Annotated in this window: 22 protein-coding genes; 12 read left to right on the top strand and 10 right to left on the bottom strand. The window is 70.5% G+C overall.

What is annotated here, in order from left to right:
• Positions 1–23: 23 nt before the first annotated feature.
• Together ACFVHI_RS00690 and ACFVHI_RS00685 are read right to left on the bottom strand one after the other, a co-directional pair.
• Positions 24–1712 (bottom strand): thiamine pyrophosphate-binding protein, encoded by a 1689-nt coding sequence (locus ACFVHI_RS00690; protein ID WP_380334273.1) that lies wholly within the window; start codon positions 1710–1712, stop codon positions 24–26.
• Between the two features lie 23 nt (positions 1713–1735).
• Complete coding sequence (locus ACFVHI_RS00685) at positions 1736–4417, bottom strand: aldehyde dehydrogenase family protein (protein WP_380334270.1); 2682 nt, start codon at positions 4415–4417, stop codon at positions 1736–1738.
• 162 nt (positions 4418–4579) lie between these two features.
• Between ACFVHI_RS00685 and ACFVHI_RS00680 the strand changes: the two genes are divergently transcribed.
• Positions 4580–4870: a hypothetical protein gene (locus tag ACFVHI_RS00680; protein WP_380334268.1), complete on the top strand. Its 291-nt coding sequence runs from the start codon at positions 4580–4582 to the stop codon at positions 4868–4870.
• A 19-nt stretch (positions 4871–4889) separates the two neighbouring features.
• Here the strand turns inward: ACFVHI_RS00680 and ACFVHI_RS00675 are convergent, their stop codons facing one another.
• On the bottom strand, positions 4890–5558 hold the full coding sequence (locus tag ACFVHI_RS00675; RefSeq protein WP_208869262.1) for a response regulator transcription factor: 669 nt from the start codon (positions 5556–5558) through the stop codon (positions 4890–4892).
• Between the two features lie 33 nt (positions 5559–5591).
• A complete protein-coding gene (locus tag ACFVHI_RS00670; RefSeq protein ID WP_363367832.1) occupies positions 5592–6602 on the bottom strand; it encodes a sensor histidine kinase in 1011 nt (336 codons plus the stop codon).
• Positions 6603–6869: 267 nt separating this feature from the next.
• On the opposite strand from ACFVHI_RS00670, the gene ACFVHI_RS00665 reads away from it, so the two are divergent.
• The 4 genes from ACFVHI_RS00665 (at position 6870) to dacB (ending at position 11695) form a co-directional block, all read left to right on the top strand.
• On the top strand, positions 6870–7649 hold the full coding sequence (locus tag ACFVHI_RS00665; RefSeq protein WP_244293782.1) for an ABC transporter ATP-binding protein: 780 nt from the start codon (positions 6870–6872) through the stop codon (positions 7647–7649).
• Complete coding sequence (locus ACFVHI_RS00660) at positions 7646–8986, top strand: FtsX-like permease family protein (RefSeq protein WP_380334263.1); 1341 nt, start codon at positions 7646–7648, stop codon at positions 8984–8986. The genes ACFVHI_RS00665 and ACFVHI_RS00660 overlap by 4 nt, the downstream gene beginning before the upstream one ends.
• Before the next feature lie 26 nt (positions 8987–9012).
• Positions 9013–9807: a DUF4097 family beta strand repeat-containing protein gene (locus tag ACFVHI_RS00655; protein WP_380334260.1), complete on the top strand. Its 795-nt coding sequence runs from the start codon at positions 9013–9015 to the stop codon at positions 9805–9807.
• 226 nt (positions 9808–10033) lie between these two features.
• On the top strand, positions 10034–11695 hold the full coding sequence (gene dacB, locus ACFVHI_RS00650; RefSeq protein ID WP_380334257.1) for a D-alanyl-D-alanine carboxypeptidase/D-alanyl-D-alanine-endopeptidase: 1662 nt from the start codon (positions 10034–10036) through the stop codon (positions 11693–11695).
• Between the two features lie 189 nt (positions 11696–11884).
• Here dacB and ACFVHI_RS00645 read toward each other — a convergent pair whose 3' ends face one another.
• Positions 11885–13153, bottom strand: a complete 1269-nt coding sequence (locus tag ACFVHI_RS00645; protein ID WP_380334254.1) for a phosphatidylserine decarboxylase family protein — start codon at positions 13151–13153, stop codon at positions 11885–11887.
• Between the two features lie 475 nt (positions 13154–13628).
• Here ACFVHI_RS00645 and ACFVHI_RS00640 point away from each other — a divergent pair, with 475 nt between their 5' ends.
• The 3 genes from ACFVHI_RS00640 (at position 13629) to ACFVHI_RS00630 (ending at position 18277) form a co-directional block, all read left to right on the top strand.
• Positions 13629–14228, top strand: a complete 600-nt coding sequence (locus tag ACFVHI_RS00640; RefSeq protein ID WP_380334251.1) for a hypothetical protein — start codon at positions 13629–13631, stop codon at positions 14226–14228.
• The gene (locus ACFVHI_RS00635) at positions 14225–17263 is read left to right on the top strand and encodes a M48 family metallopeptidase (RefSeq protein WP_380334248.1); all 3039 of its coding nucleotides are present in this window, start codon (positions 14225–14227) and stop codon (positions 17261–17263) included. Before ACFVHI_RS00640 ends, ACFVHI_RS00635 begins: the two co-directional genes overlap by 4 nt.
• Before the next feature lie 432 nt (positions 17264–17695).
• A complete protein-coding gene (locus ACFVHI_RS00630) occupies positions 17696–18277 on the top strand; it encodes a hypothetical protein (RefSeq protein ID WP_380334245.1) in 582 nt (193 codons plus the stop codon).
• A 103-nt stretch (positions 18278–18380) separates the two neighbouring features.
• Here the strand turns inward: ACFVHI_RS00630 and ACFVHI_RS00625 are convergent, their stop codons facing one another.
• Together ACFVHI_RS00625 and ACFVHI_RS00620 are read right to left on the bottom strand one after the other, a co-directional pair.
• Positions 18381–19292 carry a phosphotransferase family protein gene (locus ACFVHI_RS00625; RefSeq protein WP_380334242.1) on the bottom strand — a complete coding sequence of 304 codons (912 nt, stop codon included), beginning with the start codon at positions 19290–19292 and terminating at the stop codon, positions 18381–18383.
• 108 nt (positions 19293–19400) lie between these two features.
• Entirely contained in the window at positions 19401–20465 is a 1065-nt protein-coding gene (locus tag ACFVHI_RS00620; protein ID WP_380334240.1) for a TetR/AcrR family transcriptional regulator C-terminal domain-containing protein, read from the bottom strand.
• 166 nt (positions 20466–20631) lie between these two features.
• Between ACFVHI_RS00620 and ACFVHI_RS00615 the strand changes: the two genes are divergently transcribed.
• Positions 20632–21741 carry an FAD-dependent monooxygenase gene (locus ACFVHI_RS00615; protein ID WP_380334238.1) on the top strand — a complete coding sequence of 370 codons (1110 nt, stop codon included), beginning with the start codon at positions 20632–20634 and terminating at the stop codon, positions 21739–21741.
• Between the two features lie 452 nt (positions 21742–22193).
• Here the strand turns inward: ACFVHI_RS00615 and ACFVHI_RS00610 are convergent, their stop codons facing one another.
• On the bottom strand, positions 22194–22667 hold the full coding sequence (locus tag ACFVHI_RS00610) for a MarR family winged helix-turn-helix transcriptional regulator (RefSeq protein WP_380334236.1): 474 nt from the start codon (positions 22665–22667) through the stop codon (positions 22194–22196).
• Positions 22668–22709: 42 nt separating this feature from the next.
• On the opposite strand from ACFVHI_RS00610, the gene ACFVHI_RS00605 reads away from it, so the two are divergent.
• The gene (locus tag ACFVHI_RS00605) at positions 22710–23612 is read left to right on the top strand and encodes an alpha/beta hydrolase (protein ID WP_380334233.1); all 903 of its coding nucleotides are present in this window, start codon (positions 22710–22712) and stop codon (positions 23610–23612) included.
• Between the two features lie 139 nt (positions 23613–23751).
• On the top strand, positions 23752–24300 hold the full coding sequence (locus ACFVHI_RS00600; protein WP_380334230.1) for a SixA phosphatase family protein: 549 nt from the start codon (positions 23752–23754) through the stop codon (positions 24298–24300).
• A 60-nt stretch (positions 24301–24360) separates the two neighbouring features.
• On the opposite strand, the gene ACFVHI_RS00595 is transcribed toward ACFVHI_RS00600, so the two are convergent.
• Together ACFVHI_RS00595 and ACFVHI_RS00590 are read right to left on the bottom strand one after the other, a co-directional pair.
• Positions 24361–25056 carry an alpha/beta hydrolase gene (locus tag ACFVHI_RS00595; RefSeq protein WP_380334901.1) on the bottom strand — a complete coding sequence of 232 codons (696 nt, stop codon included), beginning with the start codon at positions 25054–25056 and terminating at the stop codon, positions 24361–24363.
• A 360-nt stretch (positions 25057–25416) separates the two neighbouring features.
• Complete coding sequence (locus ACFVHI_RS00590) at positions 25417–25560, bottom strand: hypothetical protein (protein WP_159398645.1); 144 nt, start codon at positions 25558–25560, stop codon at positions 25417–25419.
• 371 nt (positions 25561–25931) lie between these two features.
• On the opposite strand from ACFVHI_RS00590, the gene ACFVHI_RS00585 reads away from it, so the two are divergent.
• Positions 25932–26393 (top strand): hypothetical protein, encoded by a 462-nt coding sequence (locus ACFVHI_RS00585; RefSeq protein WP_380334227.1) that lies wholly within the window; start codon positions 25932–25934, stop codon positions 26391–26393.
• Positions 26394–26827: the final 434 nt, after the last annotated feature.

Genomic DNA, 26827 nt, shown 5'->3' with positions numbered 1-26827 from the left:
GGGAACCACCTCGGCTGCGTTCGTCACTGGGGAACCACCTCGGCGTCGCGGATGCAGGGGAGGATGTCGTCGGGCGCTACCGGCACCATGAGCACGGCCGTGCCTCCCCGGGAGCAGAACCGTCGCGCGGCAAGAAGCTCAGCGGTCAGCGCGGCCTTGTCGCGCAGCACTCGACAGTGGATGTCCGGCCCGTCCACCACGGGCGGCGGCGCGCCCGGGCGGGCGAAGGGGTGGCGTTCGGCGTCGAGCCCGAGGCGGGCGCGTTGGGCGTCCAGCCAGCCGTAGCCGCCGTTGCACAGCACCACGTACAGCACGCCGCCGTGGGCCGGAGCGGTGACGGCGATGTCCGCGCGGGCCGCGAGGAACGCGCCGTCCCCGATGAACGCGGTGACCTGGTGGCCCGGGGCGGCCCGCTTGACCCCGATGGCCGCGGCCGCGCCGAAGCCCAAGGGGGTCTGCTCCGACGGCACGACGGACCCGCCACCGACGTGGAAGGGGAAGCCGTAGGACCACATGTCCTGCAGCCCGTTCTCCTGGACCAGCACGCGGGGCTCGCCCGCGGTGGCGTCGAGCGCGGCGAGCAGCTCGGCGATGCGGATCCCCGGCAGCGTCGCCGCGCGGGCCAGTTCCGCCTCCACCTCACGTGACATGGCCTTGCGGGCGTCGGCGATCCTGTTCGCCCACGCCTCGGTCGCGTCCGCGCGTTCGGCCTCGCCGCCCTCCTCCAGCGCCCGCGACCAGCCGAGCACAGCGTGCCGGGCGTCCCCGAGCACCCGCGGGCCCGCGAACTCGGCCGACAGGCCGCCCGGATCCATGTTGACCTGCACCACCGCGACCGGGGGCCACGGTGTCCCGCCTTCGACGACCGTCTCCTCGAGCCGCCCGGCGAGCGACACCACCAGGTCGCAGGACGACCACAGTTCGCGGGCGGGGGCCGCGGCGTAGAGGCCCGCCACGCCGCAGAACAGCGGGTGGTGCTCGTCGACGGCACCGCGGCCGGACGCGGTGGTGAAGAGCGCCGCGCCGAGGCGTTCGGCGAAGCGCTCGACCACGCCGCCGCCGTTGCGGTGCCGCATTCCGCCGCCCACCAGCACCACCGGACGCCGGCTCTCGCGGATCGCCGCCAGGGCCGGCCCCGGCGTCACGGGAACGGACTCGAGGACCAGTGGTTCGGGCAGCGTCGGCCATGCTCCGGTGACGAGGATCTCGGCCGTGCGGACGTCATCGGGCACCTCCAGGTACACCGGTCCGGGCGGCGGGCCCAGAGCCCGGGTCAGCGCCGCCACCGTCGCCGGGACGACCCGGTCCGGATGCCCCACCCGGTGCGCCCACCGCACGAGCGGCGCTGTCACGGCGACCTGGTCGAGTTCCTGGAACCCGCCGCTGCCCCGGCGGCGTTCGGGCACGCCGGCGGCGAGCACGAGGACGGGTGCACCGGACTCCCGCGCTTCGAGCAGTCCCGTGGCCGCGTGTGTGACAGCCGGGCCCTTGCCCAGTGCGCACACGGCGAGCCGGCCCGACTGCAGCGCGTAACCGGTCGCCATGTACATCGCGTTGCGCTGGTCACGGCACGGCACGAGGTCCAGTCCGGCGGCGTCGAGGGCACGAAGCAGCTCCAGATCGTCGCCGGGCAACCCGAAGCAGGTGTCCACCCCGTTGGCCACCAGCAGGTCGACGATCGCGGACCACGCGTCGGCGTACCGTCTGCTCACCTGGCTCACCTTGCTCACCTGGTTCACTCCCCGCTCACCGCGACGGGGGCAGCCGCCGGGAGGGTCTGCGCCACGGCCTGCGACATGAGCAGCGGTTCGGCGTGCCGCTCGCCGCCGTAGGAGATGTAGTTCGCCCGCATCCCGAATCCGCCGAACGGGCGGTTGCCGTCCTCGGCGTCGAGCAGCGTGTGGTCGACACAGGTCTGGTGACGCCTGGCCAGCACATCCACCGTCTGCGGATCGTTCCCGTAGACCATCGCTCCCAGCGCGCGCTCGCTGAAGTAGGGGTTCGACAGCCGTTCACGCAACAGCCTCGCGCTGGGATAGGCCACGACGTTGAACACCGGGGCGAACATCTCTTCGAGGGGGATCTTGTCGTCGAAGCCCCAGAGCAGCACGGTCGGCTCGATCTTGCGGGACGGCAGGTCGATGCGCCCGCCGTGCCGGATGCGACGTGCGTGGTGCACCAGGTAGCCCGAGCAGTTCACCAGCGCCGAGTCGTAGAAGATCGGGCCGTAGTCGGCGGCGGGGTCGCCGTTCCGTCCGAATCGAAGCGAAGCCAGTTCGGTGGACAGCAGGTCGACGAAGTCCTCGGTGCGGCCCTTCGGCGTGAACACGACGTCGGGACCGAAACAGTCCTGGCCCGAGTTGTAGAGCCGGATCCTCGTGAGGTCGTGCACGGCGCGGGTGAGATCGGCGTCGGGTGCGATCACGAAGGGGTTGATGCCGTTACCGAAGAAGAGGAGGAGTTGGTCTTCCGCCAGCCCCTCGCGGACGGTCTCGGCATTGACGTAATTGCCGGTGAAGACGACAAGGTCCGCCTCGCGTACCGGCCCTGTCACGAATTTGCGCTGACTGAGCTCGGAAAGGCTGATGGGCAGGCCGTGAACCGGTGCCAGCAGGTCGTGCAGGCGCTGCACCTGGCTTTTGATCTCGGAGGACGGCCGAAAGGTGATTCTTTCGCTGTAAAGGGATGCTATGAGCATGTAGAGCGCGTAGGAATGGAGCGGCATGTTGGAGGGCATGAAGACCGCGACCCGAGGCACGCAGCCGGGCCGGACGCGACGGATCTCCTCCTCCGCTCCGTCCAGGGTGGCGAGGAACGAGCGGATCTCCGCGCCGGCGGTGTGGTGGGGCGAGATCTCGGTGAGGATTCCCATCACCGCGTCCTCGTTGTCGGCCACGTACCGGCGCACTGCGCGCAGCGCTTCGACACGGCCGGCGAAGGGGATGCGGTAGCCGGTCGTACCGGTGGTCGAGCCGGTGGTCGAGCCGACGGTCGAGTCGGATGCGGTGACGTCGGTGGTCGTCCTGGGCGATGCGGGCAGCGAGCTCATGGCGATCTTCTCCAGAACGGCCCGGTCGGGCTTTCCCGTGTTCGTGAGGGGCAACGAGGGAAGCACGACGATGTGGTCGGGCTGCTCGTAGCGGGCGAGCACAGGGCGCAGCAGCCGTTTCCAGTGCGCGGGCTCGTGAGCGTCCGGGTCCGCGATCACGAACACCAGACGACAGCCCAGACGTGCGTCGGGGACCGCGACGACCTCGGTCTGCGCGCCGGCCGACTCGGCCAGCTTGGCAAGGTGGTCGGGATAGAGCGTGTGGCCGTCACGGTGCGCGGCGTGCTTGCGCCCGACCGGGAAGACACGGCCGGCATCGTCGATCAGGCCGATGTCGCCGGTGCGGTGAACGGGACTCGAAACCGGAACGATCTCACCGTCGGCGCCGAGGTGGCCGGTCATCAGGCCGTCACTGCGGACGACGAGCTCGCCGAGCCGGCCGTGGGGAAGCTGCCTGCCATGGTCGTCGTGGACTTCGACGACCACACCGGGCAGCGGCGTGCCGCACCCGACCGGATCGGTCGGGTGCGCCAGCGCGATGTTTCCGGCCTCGGTCGCTCCGTAGCCGTCGAGCAGGTGCCGGCCCGTGCGGGCGTGGAACCGGGCCGCCAGGCTGCTCCCCAGCGGCGCGCCGCCCACGCACCAGGCTCGTACCGTCTCCAGTGCGGTCACGAGGGCGGGGCGGCGGTCGAGCACGTTGAGCAGGCTGTAGTAGGTCGACGGGGCTCCGTCGACGATGGAGAGGCCGTGGTCGACGCCGACCGCGAGCGCACGGTCCAGGCGCGTGGTCGGCCCGTAGACCACGAGCGTGCCTCCGCCCAGCCACCAGCAGAGGACCAGGGACAGGCCGTACTGGTGGGAGTACGGCAGGATGGGCAGGAAGACGTCGTCAGGCCGGTACCCCATGCGTTCCGCACTGAGCGCGAGGTTGTCCAGAATCGAACGGCCGGAGCGGACGATGCCTTTGGGGCTGCCGGTCGTACCCGACGACCAGGAGATCGCGGCGTCCTGGCGCCGTGCCCAGCTCGCGACATCGGGCACGGCCGCGGTGTCCGAAGCGGGGCGCGGCGCCGCGGTGCGGCCCGTACCGTCGCTGATTTCGAGCACCACGCGCGCCTGGGCGCGGATCTTCGACCGCTGTGACGGGGTGGCGCGATGATCGGCCAGGACCACCGAGGCGTCGAGGTGAATGAGCGCGAGCAGAGCGACGACCCATTCCGGGGAATTGGCCCCGCTCATCATCACCCGCGTACCGGGCCCGACGCCACGGCGTGCGAGGAGTTCGGTGGCGGCGAATACGTGGGCCGTGATTTCGTCGGTTTCCCAGATGTGTCCATCGGGCGAGATCAATCTCCTGGAAACGGGCAACTTGTGCTCCTCAAAACCAGGTGGTTCAAATTGACTGTCCCACATCCGAAGAACGGTGTCGAGTGCTTCGGTGAAATTCCGCTACCTGTGAGGGGTGATTGAGTGTGTAGTGACGGAAGGGGAATATGGGGTGTGAGGTATTCTCAATAGAAATCATTTAATATGGCCATTGAGGGTGAAGGTGGAGCGGGCAATGCCGCCGATCAGGTCACCACCGCCACCGGCATACACGCCGCCGGACCCGACCCCTTGCTCGGACCGATCGGCCGGATGGTCCTGGACAACCTGCTGCCCACCGCGCGGCGCCAACGCGTCAAGGCCCGCAGCTGCAAGAACCCAACGAGCAAGTACGGGCCGATCGCAGGAAAACACCCGCAGACCACCCAGACCCACGCCCTTTCCGTCGAGATCCACGTCACGGAAGACGGACTTGCACCACGCCGCCGCCGGTAAACGCAACGGCGTTGAAGTCCTAGTTGTATTCGAACCAGGTCAGGATGGCCTTCACCCGGCGGTTGTCCTCGCCGGAGGGCATGCCGAGTTTCAGGAAGACGTTCCCCACGTGTTTGGCCACGGCGGCGCCCGAGAGGAACAGCTCTGCCGCGATCTCCGCGTTGGAGCGGCCTTCGGCCATGAGAGCGAGCACCTCCTGTTCGCGGGCCGTGAGCCGGGCGAGCGGGCCCCGCGGCGGGTCGGCGCGGGTGACGTGGCGAACCACCTCGGGGTCGATCACCACTCCGCCGCCGGAGACCGTCTCGACGGCCCGCAGGAAGTCCGCCACTCTGCCTACCTTCTCCTTGAGCAGGTAGCCGACTGCCCCGTCGGCGCCCGGGCCGTTCAGGAGTTCGCGCACGTACGGGCCCGTGACGTAGGCGGAGAGGACCAGTACCGGCAGGTCCTGGTGCCGCGACCGAATGTCGATCGCGGCCCGGAGTCCATCGTCGGTGTTCCCGGGCGGCATGCGAACATCCGTGATCACCAGGTCGGGGGCGGCTCCGGCGGCGGCGAGGTCGTCGACAGCGGCGACCAGTTCGTCGGCGTCCTCGCATTCGCGGATCACGTCGTGGGCACTGGAAACCAGGATCTCCCGGATTCCGGCGCGTATCAGCAGACTGTCGTCCGCCAGGATGATTCTCACAATCGATTTCCCATCGCTTTTCCCTGTCGAATTCCGTCACCACGGGGGTTGGGCCGGGGCGGATGCCACGACCTCCGTTCCGCCGCCCGGCGGGCTGATGATTTCGAGGTTCCCACCGACGCTTCGCATCCGCTCACGCAGCCCGGAGAGCCCGGATCCGGTGCTGATTCGCGCGCCGCCGGCGCCGTCGTCGCCCACCCGGACGCGGACGCCGCTCTCGGTGCACCGCATCTCGATCCGGGCGCTCCCGACGCCCGCGTGCTTGGCGATGTTCGTCAGGGCCTCGGAGACCGTGAAGTACACGGCCGTGGCGATCGTCGAGGAGAGCCAGGCGTCCGTACCGGTGCTGGTCAGTTCGACCTGCAACGGTGATCTGGCCACCAGTTCCCGGACCGCGGCGATGAGACCGAGATCGCTCAGTTCGCTGGGGTGGATGTCGCGCACCGTCTCCCTCAGCCGTTCGAGCGCGCGCTCCGCCTGGGCCTGGGCCTGGCGGGCCAGCTGGACGATCCGTTCCTGGTCGGTGGCCGTCGCTGCGGCTTCCAGGATTCCCAGGCGCATGACGAGGGCGACGAGTTCCTGCTGGGCGCCGTCGTGGAGGTCACGCTCGATGCGCCGGCGCTCGTTCTCGAAGGCCGCCGTCAGCGAGGCCCGGCTGGCGCGGACTTCCTCCAGTTTCGCGAGCAGGTCGGGGTTCCGGCTCCCCGAGAAGGCCCGCAGGAGCAGGTCGCGGAGCAGGGAGATGCCGGCCAGCGCGCCCACGGTGACCGCACCGAGGGCGATTCCCGCGGGCACCGCCACGAGGGTTTCCCACAGGGCGGCCGGGGTGAACGGGCCGACTTTCGCGGCGATGCCGAAACCCCAGAGGACGGGGGAGAAAACCAGCGCCAGAGCGCCGAAGAATCCGAAGAAGCCCACCAACAGCGAGAGCGCGGACAGGAGCGCGGCGGTGACGAACACGGGGAGGTCGGTCCTCCACACCGACCGTGCCCGCAGCCGACCGGCCACCCACTGCGGCCAGCTGCGGTCGGCGGGTCGCAGCGGCATCGTCCGGACTCCGCACCACTGCGCCCTGGCGCGGTCCAGTTCGGCCACCACCGGAACCGAGACCGGCGCAGCGAGAACGGAAATCAGGAGAATCGGAAAGGCGGCCGCTGCGACGAATTCGGTCAGCAGCCTCCGGGCAACACGAATCTGCGCCATGATCAACATTTTCGCACAGTTCGGATCGGTCAGGCGGTAGATCCAAGTCTACCTCCAATAGCAGTGCAGGAACCCGTGCACTCCACTGCCCGGCCCTGCTTTCCTTGATTCATGCCAGTTTCCACTACCGCTCCCGTGCCGTGCATTCGTTTGCGCGGCCTTCGGACGGAATTCCCCATTCCCGGCCGCCGGGGCGAGACGACGCGCGTCCTGCACGACATCGACCTGGAGATTCCCGAAGGCCGGCTGACCGCCGTCGTCGGCCCCTCCGGTTCGGGCAAGTCGACGCTCCTGCTCTGCACGGCCGGGCTGGAGCGGGCGACCGCGGGGTCCGTCGAGATCCTCGGGACGGACGTCCGCTCACTCAGCCCCCGCAAGCAGGCCGCGTTCCGCAGCGAGAACATCGGCTTCGTCTTCCAGGAGTACAACCTCGTCAGCTCGCTGACGGTCGAGGACAACATCGCCCTGCCGGCGCGGCTCGCCGGCCGCCGGGTGCCCAGGGCGCGGGTCGAGGACGCCATGGCGCGGCTCGGCATCGCCAAGCACGCGCGGCGACGCCCCGACCGCCTCTCCGGTGGCGAGCGCCAGCGCGTCGCGGTGGCCCGGGTGGTGGCGAACCAGCCGCGGATCGTCTTCGCCGACGAGCCGACGGGTGCGCTCGACCTCAAGTCGGGTCATGTGGTGCTCGACTGGCTGCAGGCGCTTCCCGCGCAGGGGAGCACGGTGCTCATGGTCACCCACGACCCTCATGCGGCCGCGCGGGCCGATCAGGTCGTGGTGATGGGGTCCGGGCGGGTACACGCCGTCATCCCCGGTGGCGACTCCCGCGCGGTGGGCGACGCCGTCCTCGCGGCGCAGTCGGCGGACGAAGCGGGCGGGGAGGAGTCGTGATCCGGCTCGTGCTGTCGGACATCCGCCTGCAGGCGTCGATGTGGTGGTGGACGCTCCTGTGCGCCACGGTCGGCGCGGCGTGCTCGGCGGGCTCGGCCATCGCGATGTTCACCGCCGTCTCGGCGGCGCGGGCGGCGGGTGACGCACGGATGGTCTCCGCGTCGATCGCCCTCGGCGGCAACATCGTCTTCTTCACCGTGCTCGCCGCCGTGGGCGTCGTCGCCTCCGCGGTCGGTCTGACGCTGACGACCCAGCGGCGCGAGCACGCCCTGTGGGTGATCCTCGGGATTCCGCGCCACCGGGTCAGGTTCATCCTGCGGACGGAGATGGTGGTGCTGGGCGCGGTGGCCGGCGCGCTGGCCGCACCGCTCGCCCTGCTGGTCGCGGGTGTCGCCCTCGCGCAGTGGAAGGGGACGGGTCTCGAACTGCACGGGGCCTCGGTCGGGTTCCGGTTCTGGTACGTCGGCGTGAGCGTGCTGTTCGGACTGGTTCCGTGCCTGCTCGGGGGCTGGGGCGTCACCCGGCGGGCCGCCAGGACGCCGGAGATGCGCGCCTTCCGGGACTTCTCCGATCCCCCGGCGCGGCCGGGCGTAGCCCGCGGTGGCCTCGTCCTGTGCCTGCTCGCCGGTGTGGTCGGGATGTGGGTCCCCGGCCTGGGCCTCGAACTCAAGGGCGGGCTCGCCCAGCGGACGGCCTTCGCGTTCGCCGGGAACCTCTTCCTCCTCTGCCTGCTGCTGCTGATGGGGCCGTGGGTGCTCACCCCGCTGATGAAGCTCTGGACGGCGCTGGTGCCCTCGCGCGGCGTCGCCTGGCACCTTGCCGTGCAGTCGTGCCGGGCCCGCGCGACGAGGAGCGTCACCACGGTGCTGCCCTTCGCGCTCTCCCTGTCGTTCGTCGGCCTCTTCATGGTGATGGGGAAGGTCATGCCCGGAGGCAGCGCCGGGCTGGACAACATCCTGGTCGTGCTGGGCTGGGTCTTCGTCGTGTCCTGGGTCGGGGGCCTCGCCGTGATCGCCCTCGTCGGGCGGGAGCGCGCCCGTGACTCCGCCGTCGTGACGGTGGCCGGTGCGCGGCCGGGCGTGGTCACCCGGTCGATCGTCTACGAGGGGGCGATCTACGCGGGGACGGCGATCGTCTTCGGCGCGCTGTTCGTCGCCGTGTCGAGTCTCACCATCGCCCTGGGAGCCCGGATCGACGTCGTCCGGGTCCTGGCGGGCCTCCCCTGGGCCACGCTCGGGGCGCTCGCCGCCGGGACGCTGGTCACCACCTGCCTCGCGCTGGTCCTGCAGGCGGCCCGGGTGTCGCGCACGGTCGCGGTCCGGGCGCTGCGCTCGTGAACCGGGGTGCGGGAATCCACACCACCATGTTCGTTGACGAAGGAAGAATTTCGATGAAACCGACCACGCGCACGCTTCTCGCCTTCGGCGCAGCCGCGCTCCTCGGCCTCGCCGCCACGGCCTGCACCACGGACGGCGCATCGGCCGACACGACCGTGGAATCGAAGTCCTTCGACTTCGCCGGTGGCAGCCTGACCGTCAACTCCGGTTCCGCCGACCTCGCGCTGGTGGCCGCCGACATCGAGGGCGTTCAGGTGGAACGACGGGTCAGCGGCAGGAAGGTCGGCGGGGAGGTGGGGTCCGGCTGGCAGCTCGAAGGGGGCACGCTCACACTCTCGCTGGACTGCACGGGGATCTCGGTGGGCTGCAGCGCGAAGTACACCGTGAAGGTGCCGCGCGCCGTCGCCGTCACCGCCGAGAGCGGCAAGGGGCGCATCGAGGCCACCGGCTTCACCGCGGACTTCTCGGCCAGGACCGCCGGCGGCGACGTCCGGTTGTCGGACCTCCACGGAGCCAAGCTGGCCCTGGAAGGCGGCGACGGAAGCATCGAGGGCGACGGGATCTCCGCCCGGTCCGTCAGCGTCACGTCGCGGAACGGCAACGTCGACCTGGGCCTGGCCGCCGTGCCCGACCTGGTCGACGTGCAGAGCAGGGACGGCAACGTCGAGCTGGGCCTGCCGGAATCGAAGTACGCGGTCCGCACGGCCGCGAAGAAGGGCGACGTCACCGTGAACGTCGCGAAGGACGACGCGAGCGGCCATTCCGTGGCCGTCCGGACCCGCAACGGCAGCATCGCCATCGGCAAGGGCGGGAAGTCCTAGGGGCTCTCTTTCGGATCACGCCGGGCGCGCGACGCCGGAGCACGCACCTCGCCGCGTTGTCGTCGGTCGCCGATACTCCGCATGGACTCCCTCCTCCGCCTTGCGATGCACGCACTCCGACGCCGCGCGCTGATCCGACGTGATCCGAAAGAGAGCCCCTAGCCGCCGCGCAGCAACCAGGCCGGAAGCGTTCGATCGAGCGCGAAAGTCGAACAGGAAAGAACGAATGTCAAGCAACTCCCTCTCAAGCAACTTCCTCTCCGGAATCAAGACACCTCGGGTACGGCGGCGTACAGCCCTGGCGCTCGCCGCTTCGATGACGGCTGCCGTGGCGATGACGGCGTGCTCCCACAACTCCACGGACAACTCAGCCTCTCCGGCACCGGGTGCCACACGGGTAAGCGCCGACCTGCAGAAGCTCATGAGTACCGCGCCGTGGTCGTCGGGCCAGTGGGGCCTGCAGGTCGCCGATCTGCAGACGGGGAAGGTCGTCCAATCCAAGGGCGCCGATTCCCAGTTCATGACCGGTTCGACGGCCAAGACCTTCGCGGTCAGTGCTGCGCTCGATGTCCTGGGTGACGACCATCGCTTCCGTACGCCCGTGGTGCATTCGGGTACGGTCTCCGCGGACGGGCGGCTCTCCGGCGATCTCATCCTGGTCGGGAGCGGCGATCTGGCACTCGGCGGGCGGACCACGGCGTCAGGCGGACTGGACGTCCCCGACTTCGACCACTACGACGCCAACGCCGTACCCGGCATGGCGACCATCACCGAAGAGGATCCGCTGGCGGGTGTCGACGAGCTGGCTCGACAGGTCGCGGCCAGTGGAGTCCGCCATGTCGACGGCGACGTGGTGATCGACAACCGACTCTGGGATCCGGTGTCGATCGGCGGGGTGCTGGTCACTCCGGCCATCGTCAACGACAACCTGATCGACGTGCTCATCACGCCGGGCGCACCCGGCGAGCCGGCCAAGGTCGACTGGCGCCCGAAGACGGCCGCCTTCGGCGTCGACGCGCAGGTGACGACCACACCCGCCGGAAGCAAGCCGACGGTGACGACCGAAAGCGTGAGTCCTGGTCATATCCGGGTCCGAGGTTCCGTGCCCGCGGACGTGAAGGCTCCCTTCGTGACGACCTACCAGGTTCCCGACCCGGCGGCGTTCGCCCGCACCGTCCTCATCGAGGCACTCGCCAGAAACGGCGTCAGCGTATCCGCCCCCTCGCTGGGAGCGAACCCCGACAGCAAGCTTCCTCCGTCGGCGGAAGTGAGCTCGCTGCCCGTATCGGCGACCTACACTTCTCCGCCCTTCAAGGAGTACGCAAAGCTGATCAACAAGGTCAGCCACAATCTCGGGGCGAACCTTCTGCCGCCGCTGATGGCAGCACACAACGGGCAACGAACCTATGCGGACGGCATGAAGATCGAGAAGGAGTTCCTCGCTCACTCAGGTGTGGATCCGAATTCGGTGAGCCTCGTCGATGCCCAGGGCCTCCCCGGCGACAAGGCGACGCCGACTGCCCAGGTGGCGCTGCTGCGGCACCTGGCACGACAGGACGACTTCGACGTCTTCTACGACTCCATGCCGAGCATGGGCGTCGACGGTTCGCTTGCCGACGTCATCGAGCGCACCGATCCCGCCGCAGGACACATCCGTGCGAAGACTGGCACCCTGGTCAGCCCCTACCAGGGCAAGCTGGCTCTCGGCACGAAGGCGCTCGCAGGCTATATCGATGCGAAGGACGGTCGCCGCTACGCCTTCGCGATCTACGTGAACAACATTCCGGTGCCCAGTGACTCCGTGAGCGATGCCATCGACCTCGCGCTCAAGGCCAACAAGCAACTGGGAGCGATGGCCGCCACCATCTACAAGTCGCCCAAGGCGTGATGGGCAGCCCGAGCAGGTGATCGATTCAGCAGCCGGAGACCAACGCCGTTGCGTTTGCCGGCGGCGGCGTGCAGCGGGACCCCTGGTTCTTGATCATCTTGCTCGACACAAGTGATCTACCAGAGGTCCCGCTCCTCGTCGTCAGGGACTTGACCAGCCGCCGAACAGCCAAACGCAACGGCGTTTTCCTCAACGGGTGTGGGCGATCTGCGAGTTGACCGCGCACCACTGGCCCTTCTCCATGTCTCCGGTCGTGTTGTCCGGCACGTCGAAGGCGGCTACGGCACCCGGCTGGAAGACCAGGACCATGCTGGAGCCGCCGTAGCTGAAATATCCCAGCTCGTCGCCCTTGTCGACGTGCTGCCCCGGCGTGACCCCGATGGTGAGCGAGGAGATCTCGGTGATGCCGATGGGCATCACGCAGACGATGCCGACGGGGTCGGGGCTCTTGACGAAGATCAGGGCGCGGGCGTTGACCGAGGCCTCGTAGATCTGCGACTGAACGCCGGCATCCTCGTCGTGGCCCGCCGATTCGAGTTCGGTGAACGTCAGCCCCTCGACCACCCGTGCGCTGATGACCGTACCGCTGACCGGGGTGTGCCAGCGGTGGTAGTCGCCGCCGGAGAGGAACGACTGGTAGACATCGCCTCCGACGAAGCCGTCCGTCAGATCGCTGCCGTCCAGCATGTCGTAGAGGGAGTAGCGCTGGCCCTTGACCCAGAACTCGTCGGTGCGCCGCACGTTGCCCTGGATCTTGACCACCCTGCCGTCGTTGGGGGCGACGATGACCTTGGGATCCGTGCTGCCCGCGACTGGGCGTTTGCCGGGCCTGACCTCCCGGTGGAAGAAGTCGTTGAACGAGGCCAGCCCACCGTAGGGCTGCGTGAAATCGACTTCGAAGTCGTCGAGCTTGAGCTCCTTCCTCGCATCCGCTGACAGCCACTGGTCGGTGGTCAGCACCTCACGACTGGCAGGGCTGTCCAGGTACGTGCACCACTCCCGCAGGATCCCCACGAGCGCCCTGTTGAGGTCCCTGTTGCGGAAGGCCGCCTCTCCGGCCGGCGTGTACATCATGTCGACGAACAGGGCGGACATCGGAAAGTGGATCTTGTCGGTGTAGCGCGGGGCCCAGGTGACGATGGCGTCGAGGTGGTCGAGCAGGTCGGGAATGTCGCGCACCTTGCCCTTCCAGCTCTCCGCAGCCTGCTCGATCATCAGGCTCACGTACATCCGCACCACGGGATCCCGGTCGATCAGCCTCGCCAGCTCGGCCACCGAGTTGTGCCGGACGATGGCGCCCTGTGCCTGCTGCCGCTCGACGTACCCGCCGAGTTCGTCCAGCCAGGCGTGGACGACGGCCCGGTCCGGCGGAAGGTACCCGGCGGCCCGGCCGAACGAGTTCTGGTAGCGGGCCTCAATGGCCTGCTCGGTGCATTGGTTGCCGTTACTGTGCGTCACTGGGTTCCCTTCGCCCTGGCTGGTGAACTGAACGCATGGGGAGGGCCTGACTCCGCGTCCACATTCGGCAGCACGACCTCGATCTGCGGCACGCGGTGCTGTGCGGCCCGAACGAGGTTCTTTCGGAGCGACCTCGAACCCGCCCACTCCCCGATAGCATTATCTGCACACGATCTATCTGATGTCCACTTGAGACGTTACGCAGAGTCACTCTCATGCGCACCGCTGGTGTCGGCGGCCAGGCGCGCGGTCTGCCCGTGGTGGACGAGCCAGGCCACCTGCTTGCTTCCCCGCCGGCCGACCTTCTGGCACCGGCGTCCGCCAGGCTGCGCCGCCGCGCACGGCCGGTCGGCCGCAGCGGCGCCGCATTGTACGGGGAGTGCCGCCGGGTATTGCCCCGTCGGATTCCTTGGGTCAAGGTGAGACCGGTGCGGCAACCGGCCTGGGCGTGCCGCGAGTTGGCCACGGAGGTGCCATGGGTTCCGAAGCAGCTCACTCCGAAAGCCGCAAGGCCGCGCCGGGCGGGGCACAAGTGCGCGACGTGGTCCGTGACGTGGTGGCCGAGGTCGCCGCAGAGGAACTGCCGCTCGTGACGTGGCTGACCCGGTTCGACGACGCATCGGCCGTGCGCCGGCTCGCGGGCCGCAGCCGGAGCGAACCACTGGGCTTCGGCCTCGGCGAAGTCGCCGCGCTGGTGACCCCCGTGGTGTGGCTGGCGCTGGACCAGGTGGGGCAGAGGATCGCGGACGCCGCGGTGGACGGCGCCGCCAAGGGGCTGAGAGCCGGGCTGCGCAAGGTCTTCCGCAAGGGGGCCGCGCCGGTGACGATCCCTCCGCTGACGCGTGAGCAGCTCGTCGAGGTGCGGCAGTCGGTGCTGGACTCGGCCGCGCAGCGGGGCCTGGCGGAACAGCGCGCGTCGGCGATCGCCGACGCGGTGGTGGCCCGGCTGGCCCTGGCCGACCCGGGCGGCACCGGACACGATTCGGCCGAAGCCGAACCGCGCGGCACCGCACTGGACCCGGCCGAACCCGACCCGGCCGAACCCGACCCGGCGGCCGACGGCGAGGCGCGATGACCGACGCGCCCGCCGACGCCGCCCCCGAGGCAGGCCCACGGCAGGCCCCGGCTCCGCCCGACGAGCGGGTCCTCGCCGCCGGCACCACCCTGCGCTTCGTTCTGCTCCTGCTCCTGTTGGCGGCGGCCGGCGCCAGCATGGTCCCGAGGACCGTCTGGCAGCTCCTCGCCTCCTCCCAGCAGGCCGACAAGGAGATGGCCTGCTGGCTGGCCGCGGGCCTCGACCCCGGCGCACCCATGAATGCCGGCTACGTCCTGTCCACCCGGAACCAGTCCGCGCTCAAGGTGTGCGCGGCGCGCTACGTCCAGAACTTCGACGGAGTGTCCGTCGCCGTGGGCGCGCTGCTGGTCGTCGTGGTTCTCACGGCGTACTGGTTGCTGCCGGTGTGGAAGGCACGCCGTTCCCGGGTCGTCGCCCTGGAGGAGCTGGACACGACCGGACGGCTGCGGCAGCAGCTCGACGAGCTGATGGACACGGCCAGGCTCGCCCGCACGCCCCGGTTCGTCGTCGACCCGGTCGTGCCGGAGGTCGGCGCCGTCGTGTTCGGCCGCTGGCGCAACCCCACGGTCTGCCTGTACGGCGGGCTGTTCGCCACAAGCGGCACGGACCGGGACCGGTTCCGTGCCGTGGTCCTGCACGAGCTCGCGCACCTGCGGAACAAGGACATCGGCATCACCTACGCCACCGTCGCCCTGTGGCGCGTCTTCCTTGTGCTGGTCCTGCTCCCGTGGGCCGCAGTGGGCGTGAAGAACCTCTTCTTCACCGGAACCGCGGACGCCCGGGGGCAGTTCGCCCCGTTCAACACGCACGAACTGGTGCTCGGCCTCCTGATCGCGGTGTCCGTCCACCTCACGCGGGCCGGGATCCTGCGCAACCGCGAGATCTACGCCGACCTCATGGCGGCCCGCTGGGGCGCGAGCCGGGAGTCCTGGAACGTCCCCGTCCGGCCGGGCTCCGGCCGCGCACTGCCGCGGGCCCTCGCCGCGTTCGTCGAACTCTGGCGCACCCACCCGTCCTGGGAACTGCGCCGGACCTCCCTGACCGACCCGAAGGCACTGTTCGCGCTGGACGCCCTGCCCCTGTTCCTCACCGGGCTCGCCTCCGACATCCTCGTCTGGCAGCTCGGAAGCCTGCCCTACGAGGCTTTCCCCGCGAAAGCGGTCCTCATCGCGACACTCGTCGTCGGCATCGGCGGCGTCGCCCTGTGGCGCGCCGTGGTGTACGCCGTCCTCACCGGCCGGCCGACTCCACCGGGATGGCCCGTTGGCCTGTGGCTCGGCACCGGCGTCGTCGCGGCCGAACTGCTCGGCCCAAGGGCGGCCTGGAACCACTGGTGGCCCAACCACCCCGAAGCCCTGCTGGTCCTCGTCGCCGCGCTGGTGCTGGCGATGACCTGGACCGCACAGAACGCCGAGTGGTGGATCGCCTCCTGGCGCGGGCGCTCGCTGCGCCCCGTCATGGTCGTGGGCCTGGCCGCCGCCTCGCTGGCCCTCGCCTGCGTGCTGTACTGGTGGTATGCGCAGGGCGAGGTCCTGACCGACGGGTGGCCGTTCACCACGGCCGGGCTCCTGGGCTCGTACGGTCTGTCCGGGCTGCCGCCGGCGCACATCGGCCCGCTGCTGGAGGTCGTCGCGGTGGTGGGCGTCCTGCCCGGCGCCGACAGCGAGGCCCACAGCCTGTGGTGGGCCGAGGCGCTGCTTTGGATGCTGCCGTTGCTCGCGCTGGCGCTGCGCCGGCCGGGGCGCCGCGCGAAGTGGCTCGCCGAAGCGCTGCCGGGGGCGGCTGACGCACAGCCGAACATGGACGCACAGCCGAACACGGACGTACCGCCCGGCCCGGACGCACCGCCGCCCTCGCCCTCGCCCCTGTCCCCGGCCGTGTCACCGAACGCCGCCGCGCTGCCCGGCCCGGGCAGGCTCCTGGTCGCCGGCCTGGCGGGCGGGCTGCTCTGCTGGGCCGCCCTGGCCGCGGCGAAGGCCCACATGCACACACCGCGCCCGGCGGCCGTGCGGATGACCGGCCCGTTCCAGATCACCTACCTGATGTGGCCGATCCTGGTGATCTGCGCCGCGATGGCACTGACCGCCGTGGTCGTCGCCGCCGTGACGAGGGCGGCCTGGCTGCTCGCCGGGCTCGTCACAGCCGGCGTCGCCGGCCTGATCGGGATGGTGGGCGCCTTCGTTCTGGCGAGTGCGGACGGCTGCCTCGGCCCGTTCAACGTCATGACCAACACCTGTGGGTGGAGGCCGGGGGCGGTGTGGAGGCTGGTGGAGATCGCGGCGGCCTACACGCTGACCCTGGGGATATTGGTGGCGGCCCTGGCCGCCTTCGTGGGCCGGGGGGCGGGCCTGCTGTGGCGGCGCGTCCGGGCCGGGCTGCGCCCCGTCGCGGTACCGCCTGACGTCGCGCCGCCCGTCGCGGTGGGGCCGCCCCGCCGGGGGCGGCGGCGGTATGGCGCCCGGGTGGCGGCCGTCGCGGCTGTCGCGGCCGTGGTGGCCGGGGCCGCCGGCGCAGCGGTGACCGTCGCCCAGCTGCCCGGCTCGGGCAGCGGGAACGCCCAACGCGCGGAGTCGATGCTGGACCAGACGAGGAGCGCTCCCTCGGCGGCGATCGCGCTGGCCCAGAACCAGGCCTGGGCGGCGGTCGGAGGCCTGGACCACATCAACGAGTTCAACGCGGCGCAGCGTGACTTCGCCGCCGCAATGGGCGGCGCCGCGAACGCCACCTCCGACGCTCAGGTCGAAGCGGAGCTGCGCACAGTGGGCGGCACCTGCGAACAGCTCGCCGGGGCGACCCGGCGGGCCGACGAGTATTTCACGGTGCCCGACCCGACGGGACAGCAGCTGTGGTCCCGACTGCTGGTCGGCTACCAGCAGTTGACCACTGCGTGCCGGAACCTCGTGGACCGGCCGGACATCGTCGCGAACGGCTATGCCGCCGGTGAGGCGCAGCGCGCCGCCGTCGACGCGGGGAGCCGGATGGTCTCCTGGCTCGCCGGATCGGGCGCGGTGGTCCGGCGAACCCCACCCCGATGACCCGCGACCACTGTGGCCCAATCAATCGAACGCATCACGCTCAGGAGAAGCGTGAAGAACGGTCGCGTCACGTACCCCCGGTTCAAACCTGGATCGACTGCCGATCCAACTGGATGATCACCGTGCCGGGGCTAGCATGTCGGTGTACGATCCACCGCCTGTTGTCGGGAGAGTTCGGGAAAACAGCAGCACCCCCGAGTTCGGAGCCGATCCTTGAGCCGACCCGCGCATCGGCGTCGCCGCAGCCACCCTGGCCACCCTCTCCCTGGCCCTGTACGGCGCCCTGCTGGTCGTCTCCCTCTACCTTCAGGAGGTGCTGGGCTACTCGCCCTGGCAGGCGGGCGTCCGCGCCCTCCCCCTGCCGCTCGCCCTTGCCGCGGGGCCGTCGCGGTAGTGCCGCAGATCTCCCGGTGGGGGGCGCGGGCGACGGTCGTGAGCGGCCTGGCCCTCGTCGTCGCCGCCTTCGTCGTCCTGGCCGGAGCGACCCCGGAATCCGGGTACCCGCGGGTGGCCGTCTTCCAGATCATCGCAGGATTCGGCGCGGGCATGGCCGCAACAGCGGGAACCGGGTCCGTGATGGGGGCCGTTCCCGCGCAGCGTGCCGCACTCGGCTCGGCCATCAACGACGCGACCCGCCAGGTCGGCTCGGCGGTGGGGGTGGCCCTGCAAGGCTCGATCCTCGCGTCCGTGTCCGTCTCCAGCCTGCACCGCTCCCTGTCCCCGTACTCCGCCCAACTCCCCGAAGCAGCAAGGGCCGACATCCTCAGCACCCGCCTCTACCTGGCAGACGTCCCGCCCGCACTCAGGTCCGTCGTCCTGGCCTCGGCCCGCCAGGCGTTCATCGACGGCCTGATCACGGCAGCACTGGTCGCCGGGGCACTCACCCTGGCCGCCGGCGCCGCAGCCGCAGTGTGGCTGCCGCGACGGTCAACGAGCTGCGTGCCGGGCTCGGAGGTGGACGGGGCGGTGCCACGGGACGGCACCGCGGAGTCCTACGAGCGTGCGGAGCGGTGAGCCCTTCGACCTGCTCGACGGGCGTCACCGCGGTGCAGACGTCGTTCGGCGCCCGGCCCGCGCTCCGGCCCGCGCTCCGGCCCCGCTCCGGACCGGCCCTAGCTCAGCCCAGGGTGTCCATCAGGGAGGTGACGTAGGCGTCCAGCCGCTGCTCCACGGCTCGCGTCGTCAGCTCCGTTCTCCCGGCCTCCCGCCAGGGCTGCGCCATCGACCGCACCTCCTCCGAGCACGCCAGTCCGTCCCGCACCCGCCAGTACAGCCGCTCGCTCGCGGCCGCAGCCAGCACCCCGCCGGCCTCCTCGTACGCCTCGGCGAACCGCTGACCCCACGCCGGGCCGTGCAGCAGCGCGAGATTGGTGGAGCAGTGCGCCACGTCGAGATCCGCCGGGCCCCAGGAGGCCGCCGCCCAGTCGACGACGCCGGTGATCCGCGCACCTGCCGGCCCTGGGGGCGGCACGTCGAACAGCACGTTGCCGGGTTGGAAGTCCCGGTGCAGGAACCGCCCTTCACCGGGCGGCGCGGGCCTGCGGATCACGTCGATCGCCGCGGCCCATGCCGCCGCGTCGGCGCCCTTCGGCACGACGACGGTGTCGGCGGTCGTCAACGCCACATAATCCCGGGGCCGTTCGGCGGGCCGCAGCGCATGGATCGCCACGAGCTGACGGGCCAGCAGCGGGACGCGTGTCTCCACCCCCTCATCGTCGAGGACCGTCCGGCCCGCCAGATGGGTCATGAGGAGCGACGGATACTCGCACTGCGCGGCGCGCGGATCAACCGCGACCAGCACGGGAGCCGGCACGCCGGTCCCCGCCAGCAGGGCCAGGGCGCCGGCCTCCCTGCCCAGCCAGTCCTCGGCGCGCGCCACGGAGAACGGGTCGACGAAACTCCGCAGCACCAGGTCGCGGGTGCCTCCGTCCCGCGTGCCGATGGTCAGCCTCCGCATCTCGGCAGTGATGCCGCCGTGCAGCGCCTCGATTCCGACGATCCGTTCGCCGGCCTCCAGGTGCCGGCGCACCCAAGCCAGTGTCAACGGTCGGGTGGCTGACGCTTCGTCATGGTTGGTCACCGCGCCACCTCATCATCCGGGCAGCAGCGCGCGCAAAGGACTTCAGCGGCATGACGGTCAACGGTCAGCCGCAGGCAGCCGCGATTCCGCCGGACGGTGAGGTCCCCCGATCGCGGCGGTACCGCCCGTGACAGCCTCCTGGCCTTCGACGATGGACGTCAGGCCGTCGAGGAGTGTCTTGAGGCCGAATTCGAAGAGGGCGTCGAGGCGCAGGTCGTAGCCGTCCTCGAAGGCTCCGACCACCTTGGTGAAGGCCGGGAAGCGGCCGGATTCCACCAGTTCCTGGAGGGCGGGGGCGCGGCTGTCCATCCACTGGTCTTCCGACTGGCCCGTGGCGGCTTCGGCGTGCGCTTCCATCTCCAGGTGCACCGCCAGGCCCTGGACATGGCTGTAGAGCAGGACGTGGATGTCGAACAGCGTCGTGGGGTCGAGTCCGTGGCCGTCGAGGGCGCTCAGCACCCACTCGCCGTGGACCATCAGATTGGGTACGAGCAGCGGGCGCGTGAGGGAGCCGAGCTGCGCCAGCCACGGGTGCTGCCGGTACAGGCTCCACAGGGTCCGGGCGCCCAGCTCGATGCGGGTACGCCAATCCTCGTGGGCGTCGGGGGCGTCGGGGGCTTCTGCGGGGTAGGACTTCTCGCCGAACGCGGCGTCGGCCATGCGCAGGACGAGGTCTTCCTTGCTCGGGACGTACCGGTAGGTCGACATCGCCGCGACGCCGAGGCGGGCCGCGACGCCGCGCATGGAGAGCGCCGGGAGCCCTTCGGCGTCGGCGATCTCGATGGCGGTACGGACGATCCGGTCGAGGCTCAGCTCCTGCTCCTGCTCCTGCTCCTGCTCGGGGTCCGGGGCGGGTGACGGGCGCCTGCGGGCCGGTGCGGCGGGGGTGGTTCCGGCGACGACCGTGCCGATCCGGGGCCGGGCTTCGACAAGTCCCTCCAGGCGCAGGGTGGTCAGGGCTTTGGTGGCGGTGGCGAGTGCGACGCCCCATTCCGCGGCGATCTGCCGGGTTGAGGGAACCCGGTCCCCGGGGGCGAGTTCACCGTGCGCGATGCGCCGCCGGATCGCGGCGACGATGCGCAGATAGGGCGGATCGCCGGCTGTCCCTGTGGTCTTCGTCACGACCTGCCGCCTTCCTTCTGTGTACTAGGACAGAGGGTAGCAGCGGCAACGCCGAACGGAAGGGGACTGCTCTAGTACACGTCGCGTAGACGGCTGGTTGAAGGCTCTGCGCGTACGGCGTACGTTCAGGGCGCGTACACCGTACATAGCACTGGAGGAGCTCCTCATGCAGACCGTACTCATCTCCGGCGGCGGAATCGCCGGGCCCGTCCTCGCCTACTGGCTGCGCCGCCACGGATTCGCGCCCACTGTCGTCGAACGCGCTCCGGGCCAGCGCCCCGGCGGACAGGCCGTGGACATCCGCGGTGTCGCGCTGGAAGTCGTGGAGCGGATGGGCCTGCTGGAGCAGGCGAGCCGCGTACGGACCCGGATGCGCGGCATGTCGATCCTCGGCCCCGACGGCCGCGAGGTCGACCGCTCCACCGAGGCGACCTTCAGCAGCGGACGGCTCGACAGCGAGGACATCGAGGTGCTGCGCGAGGACCTGGTGAGGATGGTGTACGAGCACACGCGCGCAGGCGTCGAGTACCTCTTCGGCGACAGCATCGCCGCGCTCGACGAGGACGACACCGGCGTGCGCGTCGACTTCGCGCACGGACCGTCCCGCAGCTTCGACCTCGTGGTCGGGGCTGACGGCCTGCACTCCACCGTACGGCGCCTGGCCTTCGGGCCGGAGGAGCACTTCGCCCACCACCTGGGCAGCTACCTCTCGGTGTTCAGCGCGGACAACTTCCTCGCCCTGGACAACTGGCAGGTGTGGCTGCGGGACGGCGACGCGGGCTTCGGCATCATGCCCGCACGCGACAACACCGAACTCAGGATCGCCTTCGGCTTCGAGTCCGCCCCCCTCACCCACGACCTCCGGGGCGGCGGCGCCCTCCGGCAACTCGTCGTGGACAAGCTCGTATCGATGCGATGGGAAGGGACCCGCTTGGCCGAGGCCGCCCGGAAGGCCCCCGACTTCTACTGTGACGCCATGGCCCAGATCCGCATGGACCCGTGGTCGCGGGGCCGGGTGACCCTGCTCGGAGACGCCGGCTACTGCCCTTCCCCCCTCTCGGGGCAGGGCACCAGCCTGGCCCTCGTGGGCGCCCACGTGCTGGCCGACTGCCTTGCCCGGGCCGGCGGCGACCACCGCGCCGCATATGCCCGCTACGAGCGGCGGATGCGCCCCTTCGTCACCCTCAACCAGGCCCTGGCCACCGAGAGCCCCGGCGGGCCCGCCTCGGAGGAATCCGTCGCGCACGCCAAGAACGCACTCTCACTGGACGGCTGAGCCCTGCCCGGCGTAGGCGTCGGCCCCCTCTACCAGGAGGGGGCCTCTACTGCTCCTGCGACTTACACTCTCGTTCTTGACGCCTGTTCATGCTTCGTTGGTTGCCGTCCGTGCTCACTGGCCGGACGGAGCGAGCGTCGCGTACGACGCGGCGTGATGTTGTTCCGAGAGCGACCCCCGCTGGGGCCTCCGTCCGTGCGCAGTCGGATCGGACGGTTCGTTTCACCCGGGTTTGCTCGGGGTGGGGCCGCTCCTCCGGATGGGGCGGTGATGCTCCCGAGCTCCCTGCTTTCCGTGGGGCTCTCGCCCTACGCGGCTTCCAGGGGACACCCCCAGCGTGCGCCTTGTCGGCCGCGGAGGCAACCCCAGCGGGGCCTTCACCGAAGGTGACGGCGGAAGGGCGTGGTGTCGCCGGGCCGCGCGTAGGCGAGCAGGTGGCCGGGCTCGCGCTTTCAGCCGGTGGGGGTGCCGATCTGGTCGCGTTCGAGCGCGGAGCGCAGCCGGCGGAGGGCCTGGGCGGCGGCGGCCGTCGTGGACTGGTCGAGGGTGCCTTCGACCAGTTCGCTCAGGCCCGCGGTGAAGGTCGCCTCGGCGGCGTCGAGGAGCTGGGAGCCGTCGTCGGTCAGGGTCAGCAGTGAGGACCGGCGGTCCGCCGGGTTGGCCTGGCGGACGATCCAGCCCTGCTTCTCCAGGCGGTCGACGCCCTTGCTGGTCGCGCCGGCTCCGATGGCGAACTCCGCGGCGAGGTCGGCCACCCGGGCCCCCGGGTGCTCGCGCAGGAACCGCAGGAACTCGAACTGCGACGTCACGATGCCGTGCCGCTCGCGCAGGCGGTCGTTCAGCGCGTTGTACAGGCGCGTCTCGCAGCGGACGAGATCCGCGAAGAATCCCTGGAGGTCGGCGGCGCCATCCGATGTATATTCCACAGCATATAGTGTAGAGGAAGCCATTTCATAGGAGGAACGCAGATGAGCAAGGAACAGCTCGCCAAGATCGACGCGATGCTCCGCCGGCCCCGACCGGAGGGCCAACGCTCCGTCGAGGAGCTGCGCGCCGGGTTCAGGGCGCTCATGGACACGATGATCGTGCCGGACGACGTCCGCACCAGTCAGACCGCGCTCGGTGGCCGGCCCGCCCTGCACGTCACACCGGACAACGGCGCGCGCCCGGGCACGATCCTGTACTTCCACGGTGGCGGCTTCGTCTTCGGCTCTCCCGAGACCGCGCTGTCGCTGACCGCGCAGCTCGTCTCGAAGACCGGGCTCGACGCGTACTCGGTGGACTACCGGCTGGCCCCCGAGCACCCGTTCCCGGCTGGTCTGGAAGACAACCTGAGCGCCTACCGCGCCCTCCTCGACAGCGGCCTGGAGCCGTCCGCCATCGCGTTCGCCGGGGACTCCGCCGGCGGCGGTTTCGCGGTCACCACCGCCCTCGCCGCCCGCGACGCGGGCCTGCCGCTGCCCGCCGCGATCGTGGTCTTCTCCCCGGGCCTGGACGCCACCCGGAGCGGGGAGAGCATGACGACCAAGGAGGGCATCGACCCGATCTTCACCCGCGAGGCCGTCACGCACACCGGGGCCATGTACCTCGCCGGCCAGGACCCCGAGCAGCCCCTCCTCAGCCCGGCCCTCTTCGCCGACCTGACCGGCTTCCCCCCGCTCCTCATCCAGGTGGGCGCCAACGAGATCCTCCTCGACGATTCCACCCGCCTCGCCACCCGCGCACGCGACGCCGGAGTCGACGTCATCCTCGACATCACCGCCGACGCCCCCCACGTCTTCCAGGCCTTCGCCGGCGGCACTCTGGACGAAGCCGACCAGGCACTCGACCGCGCGGCCCTCTTCCTCACCCAGCGGATCCCGACCCCCTGACGTCCCGACCGCACAGGTGTGACGGGGCATCACCCGGAGACCGCGGCTGTGCGGACCTGCGGCCGGATAGTGTTCGGATGCAAAGGATCAAGCGATTCCGCCGGGCCGCGCCACGGCCCGCGGACATGGGGAGGTCAACGTGATCGTGGGTACCGGCCGCAGGCTCGTCCTGATCCGTCATGCGCAGGCCGAACGGGAGACGGCGGTCGACAAGGAACGGCGCCTCGACGAGCGGGGGCAGGAGGAGGCGTCCCGGGCCGGACGATGGCTCGCGGGTTCCGGCATCACGCCCGATCTCGCGCGGGTGTCCGGCGCCCGCCGGACCAGGGAGACCTGGGAACGCGTGGGCGCCGCGTTGCCGCGCCTCCCCGAGACGGTCCACGAGCAGGGGCTCTACGACCTCAGTGTGGAGATCCATCGGGGGGAAGCGGGGACCGGCGAGCTGGTCGCGATGGTGCGGGGGAGCTCGGACGACGTGGGCGACCTGGTCGTCGTCGGACACAATCCGAGCCTGCCCGAGCTGGTCCGGCTCCTCGTCGGAACGGCCGACGACGACCTCTCGCGGCGGGTGGAGGAGTCCGGGTTCCCGACCGCCTCCGTGGCCGTCCTCGAGTTCGACGGTTCCTGGCAGGGGATCGGGCCCGGAGCCGCGAGGATCACCGCGTTCTGGACGCCGTCGCAGGGTTGAGACGGTGCGCCTCGGGGCGTCGGTGCGTTCGGCGTCCCAGGAGGTGTTCAGTCGCCGCCGTCACAGGCTCAGCAGCAGGTCCCGGATCGCTGCCGGCTGGGACAGGAACGGGTGGTGGCCGGCGTCGAGCTCGACGACGCCGCCGGCCCGGCGGGCGAACTCGCGCTGCAGTCGCGGCGGGGTGCCCCGGTCCTGAGCACAGACGAGGTAGGTCGAGGGCACCTGCTGCCATGCGGCAGCCCGGACCGGCTGCCCGGTCACCCGCACGCTCTGCCGGGCGAGGTGGACCGCCGCCTGCGCCTGGACCTCGGGGTCGCAGTCCTGGAGGAACGTGTCCACGAGCAGCTCGGGGCGGACCCTGAACGTGCCGGCGTCGGGGTTGACGTCGAGGAACGGGGCGGGGCGGCCGTCCCCGAACTCCGACAGGCTCTGTCCTACCTCGGGCAGGTAGCTGGAGACCAGCAGCAGGTGGCGCACCGACCCGACTCCCGCGGCGGCTTCCGCGGTGACGACACCGCCGTAACTGTGGGCGACCACGACGGTCGGCTCGTCGCCGGCCTGCAGCACCCGCCGCACCGCGGCGACGTCCTCGGGCAGCCCCGGACCGCCGACGCCACCGGGCGGGCCCGCCTCGCCACAGCTCGGCAGCGCCGGGGCGACGCTCGGAACCCCTCGTTCCTGAAGCAGGTCGGCGGCGCGGTGCCACCACCACGAACCGTCCTGCACGCACGCCCCGTGCACGAACACGACCCTCATCGCCACCTCCGCGTCGACCTCGATCATGTCGTCGGTGGTCGCCGCGACTCGTGGCCCCGTACGGGCTGCGCAAGATCCCGCACGCCTGGATCCCGTCAGGCCCGCCCCGGAGTGCTGATCCTGGCCCCCTGGGCCACCCACTACAGCAACCTCGACGCCCTGCTGCGCCTCACCGTCCACGACGACACGGCCGCCTCCGGGCTGTTCCTGGAACCAGTGTGGAGGGCGAGCCTACGGCCTGCGGAAGCCGCAACGGAAAGGGCCCTTCCGGTGGCGACCGACGGGGCCCTTCTCGTAGCTGGGCAACAACGCTCCGTTCCAGCACGGGCGGAGATCAGCCCGGACCGAAGCGTGGGCGTATCACTCGGTTTCGGTGGCTACCGGAACCTCGTCCTCCCGAATGATGATGTGATCCTCGCCCTCGATCTTGATTTCAGTGCCTGCGTACTTGCCAGACGGAGTCTTGCCCTCGGCGGACGCCGTCGCCTTGCTGTCCTCGGCCATGTCTCCTCCTTCCGGCCGACACGGTGTCGACCCGTGCTGATCCTGCCATGACCAACCGTCACCGGACTATCACCCTCGACAGATCGGAGGAGCCATTTCGACGCCAACTTGGCGGTGCCATCGGTTACCTGACGTGGAATAAGAACGTCGAGAAGTTCAAGGTGCGATCGGTCCGGCAGGCGTCTGAGGGTGGTCGGTCGACCGGCAGGGCGGCGCCCCTGAAGATCCGCCGTGCTCACTGAGAACGGGCGAAATGGTGGCCGAGCCGGGACAGGCGCCCGAGGCCCTGCGGGTCCTCAACCTGACACACCTCGTCGAAGTCCGGCCATTCCCAGCAAAGTTGACCGGCATATCGGTAGAGCCGGGTCGAAATGCGCATGCGCTTCCGCAGGGCGTCTGCCATCCTCGGGCGCATGCCAGCCCGTAACCGCCGCCTGCCGCGCGGCCTGTCGTGGCCGCTCACCCCGACGGACATCCGCACCGTCCTCGGCGCGCAGGAGGCGGATGCCGTCGACCTGGATTTCGGTGACCGGCTCTGGGGGGACGGGACCGCGTTGCACGCCGAGTGGGTGCCACCCATCTCCGCCAACTACGGCGGCGGCATCCATCCCAGATGGTGGTACACCGTGCGGGTTCGTGTTGCTCCGCTCCCGGCCACCGAACGGGCGGCGGCTCGACACGTCCTGCGGCAGATCGCCGTTCCCGAACTCGCGGCCTGGATCAGTGCCGCTCGGCACGCGCCGGAAGCCTGGACCCTGTCCCGACACAGTCGTTCCTGGCGGCCTGAAGGCAGCACCACCGCTTACCGCGACGACCTGCGGCCGTACCTGTGAACCCTCGATCGACGGCCACGAACCGCCGTGCGGTCAAACCTCGGTGAGATCGGTCGAGGCAGGTTGAGGTGGGTCGCCGCCGCGTGGCCCAGGTCCGTCCTCGGACTTGGCCTGTCTCACCGGAGTTCGGCCGCCTGTCGGTGCGGGCCGGCATCGCGTGCGCGGGGAACTGTCGAAGCCGTCGATCGCCAACCTGGACCTCGCAGACGTCGCCGATGCCGCGCAGGCGCCCAGGCCGACCCCGCAGAGGTCTTCCGGTCCTTCTGAAGCGGTGGGAGTGTTACAGCCCTGCGGGGTCGGCGAGTCGGTGAGCAAGCGCTCCTGCGAAACGGCGGGACCTGGCCCCGGTGAACGGTCGGCGGCCGGACGGCACCGCGACCTCCGCACCGAAGCCGACCTGCTGCCCGGCCACCGGATCCCACAGTCGAAAGGCT

Origin of the sequence: Kitasatospora sp. NPDC127121, assembly GCF_042677305.1 — a bacterium.
In the GTDB taxonomy this organism is placed as follows: Bacteria; Actinomycetota; Actinomycetes; order Streptomycetales; family Streptomycetaceae; genus Kitasatospora.
Note: the sequence above shows the minus strand (reverse complement) of the source record. Positions and strands in the feature narration are given on the sequence as shown.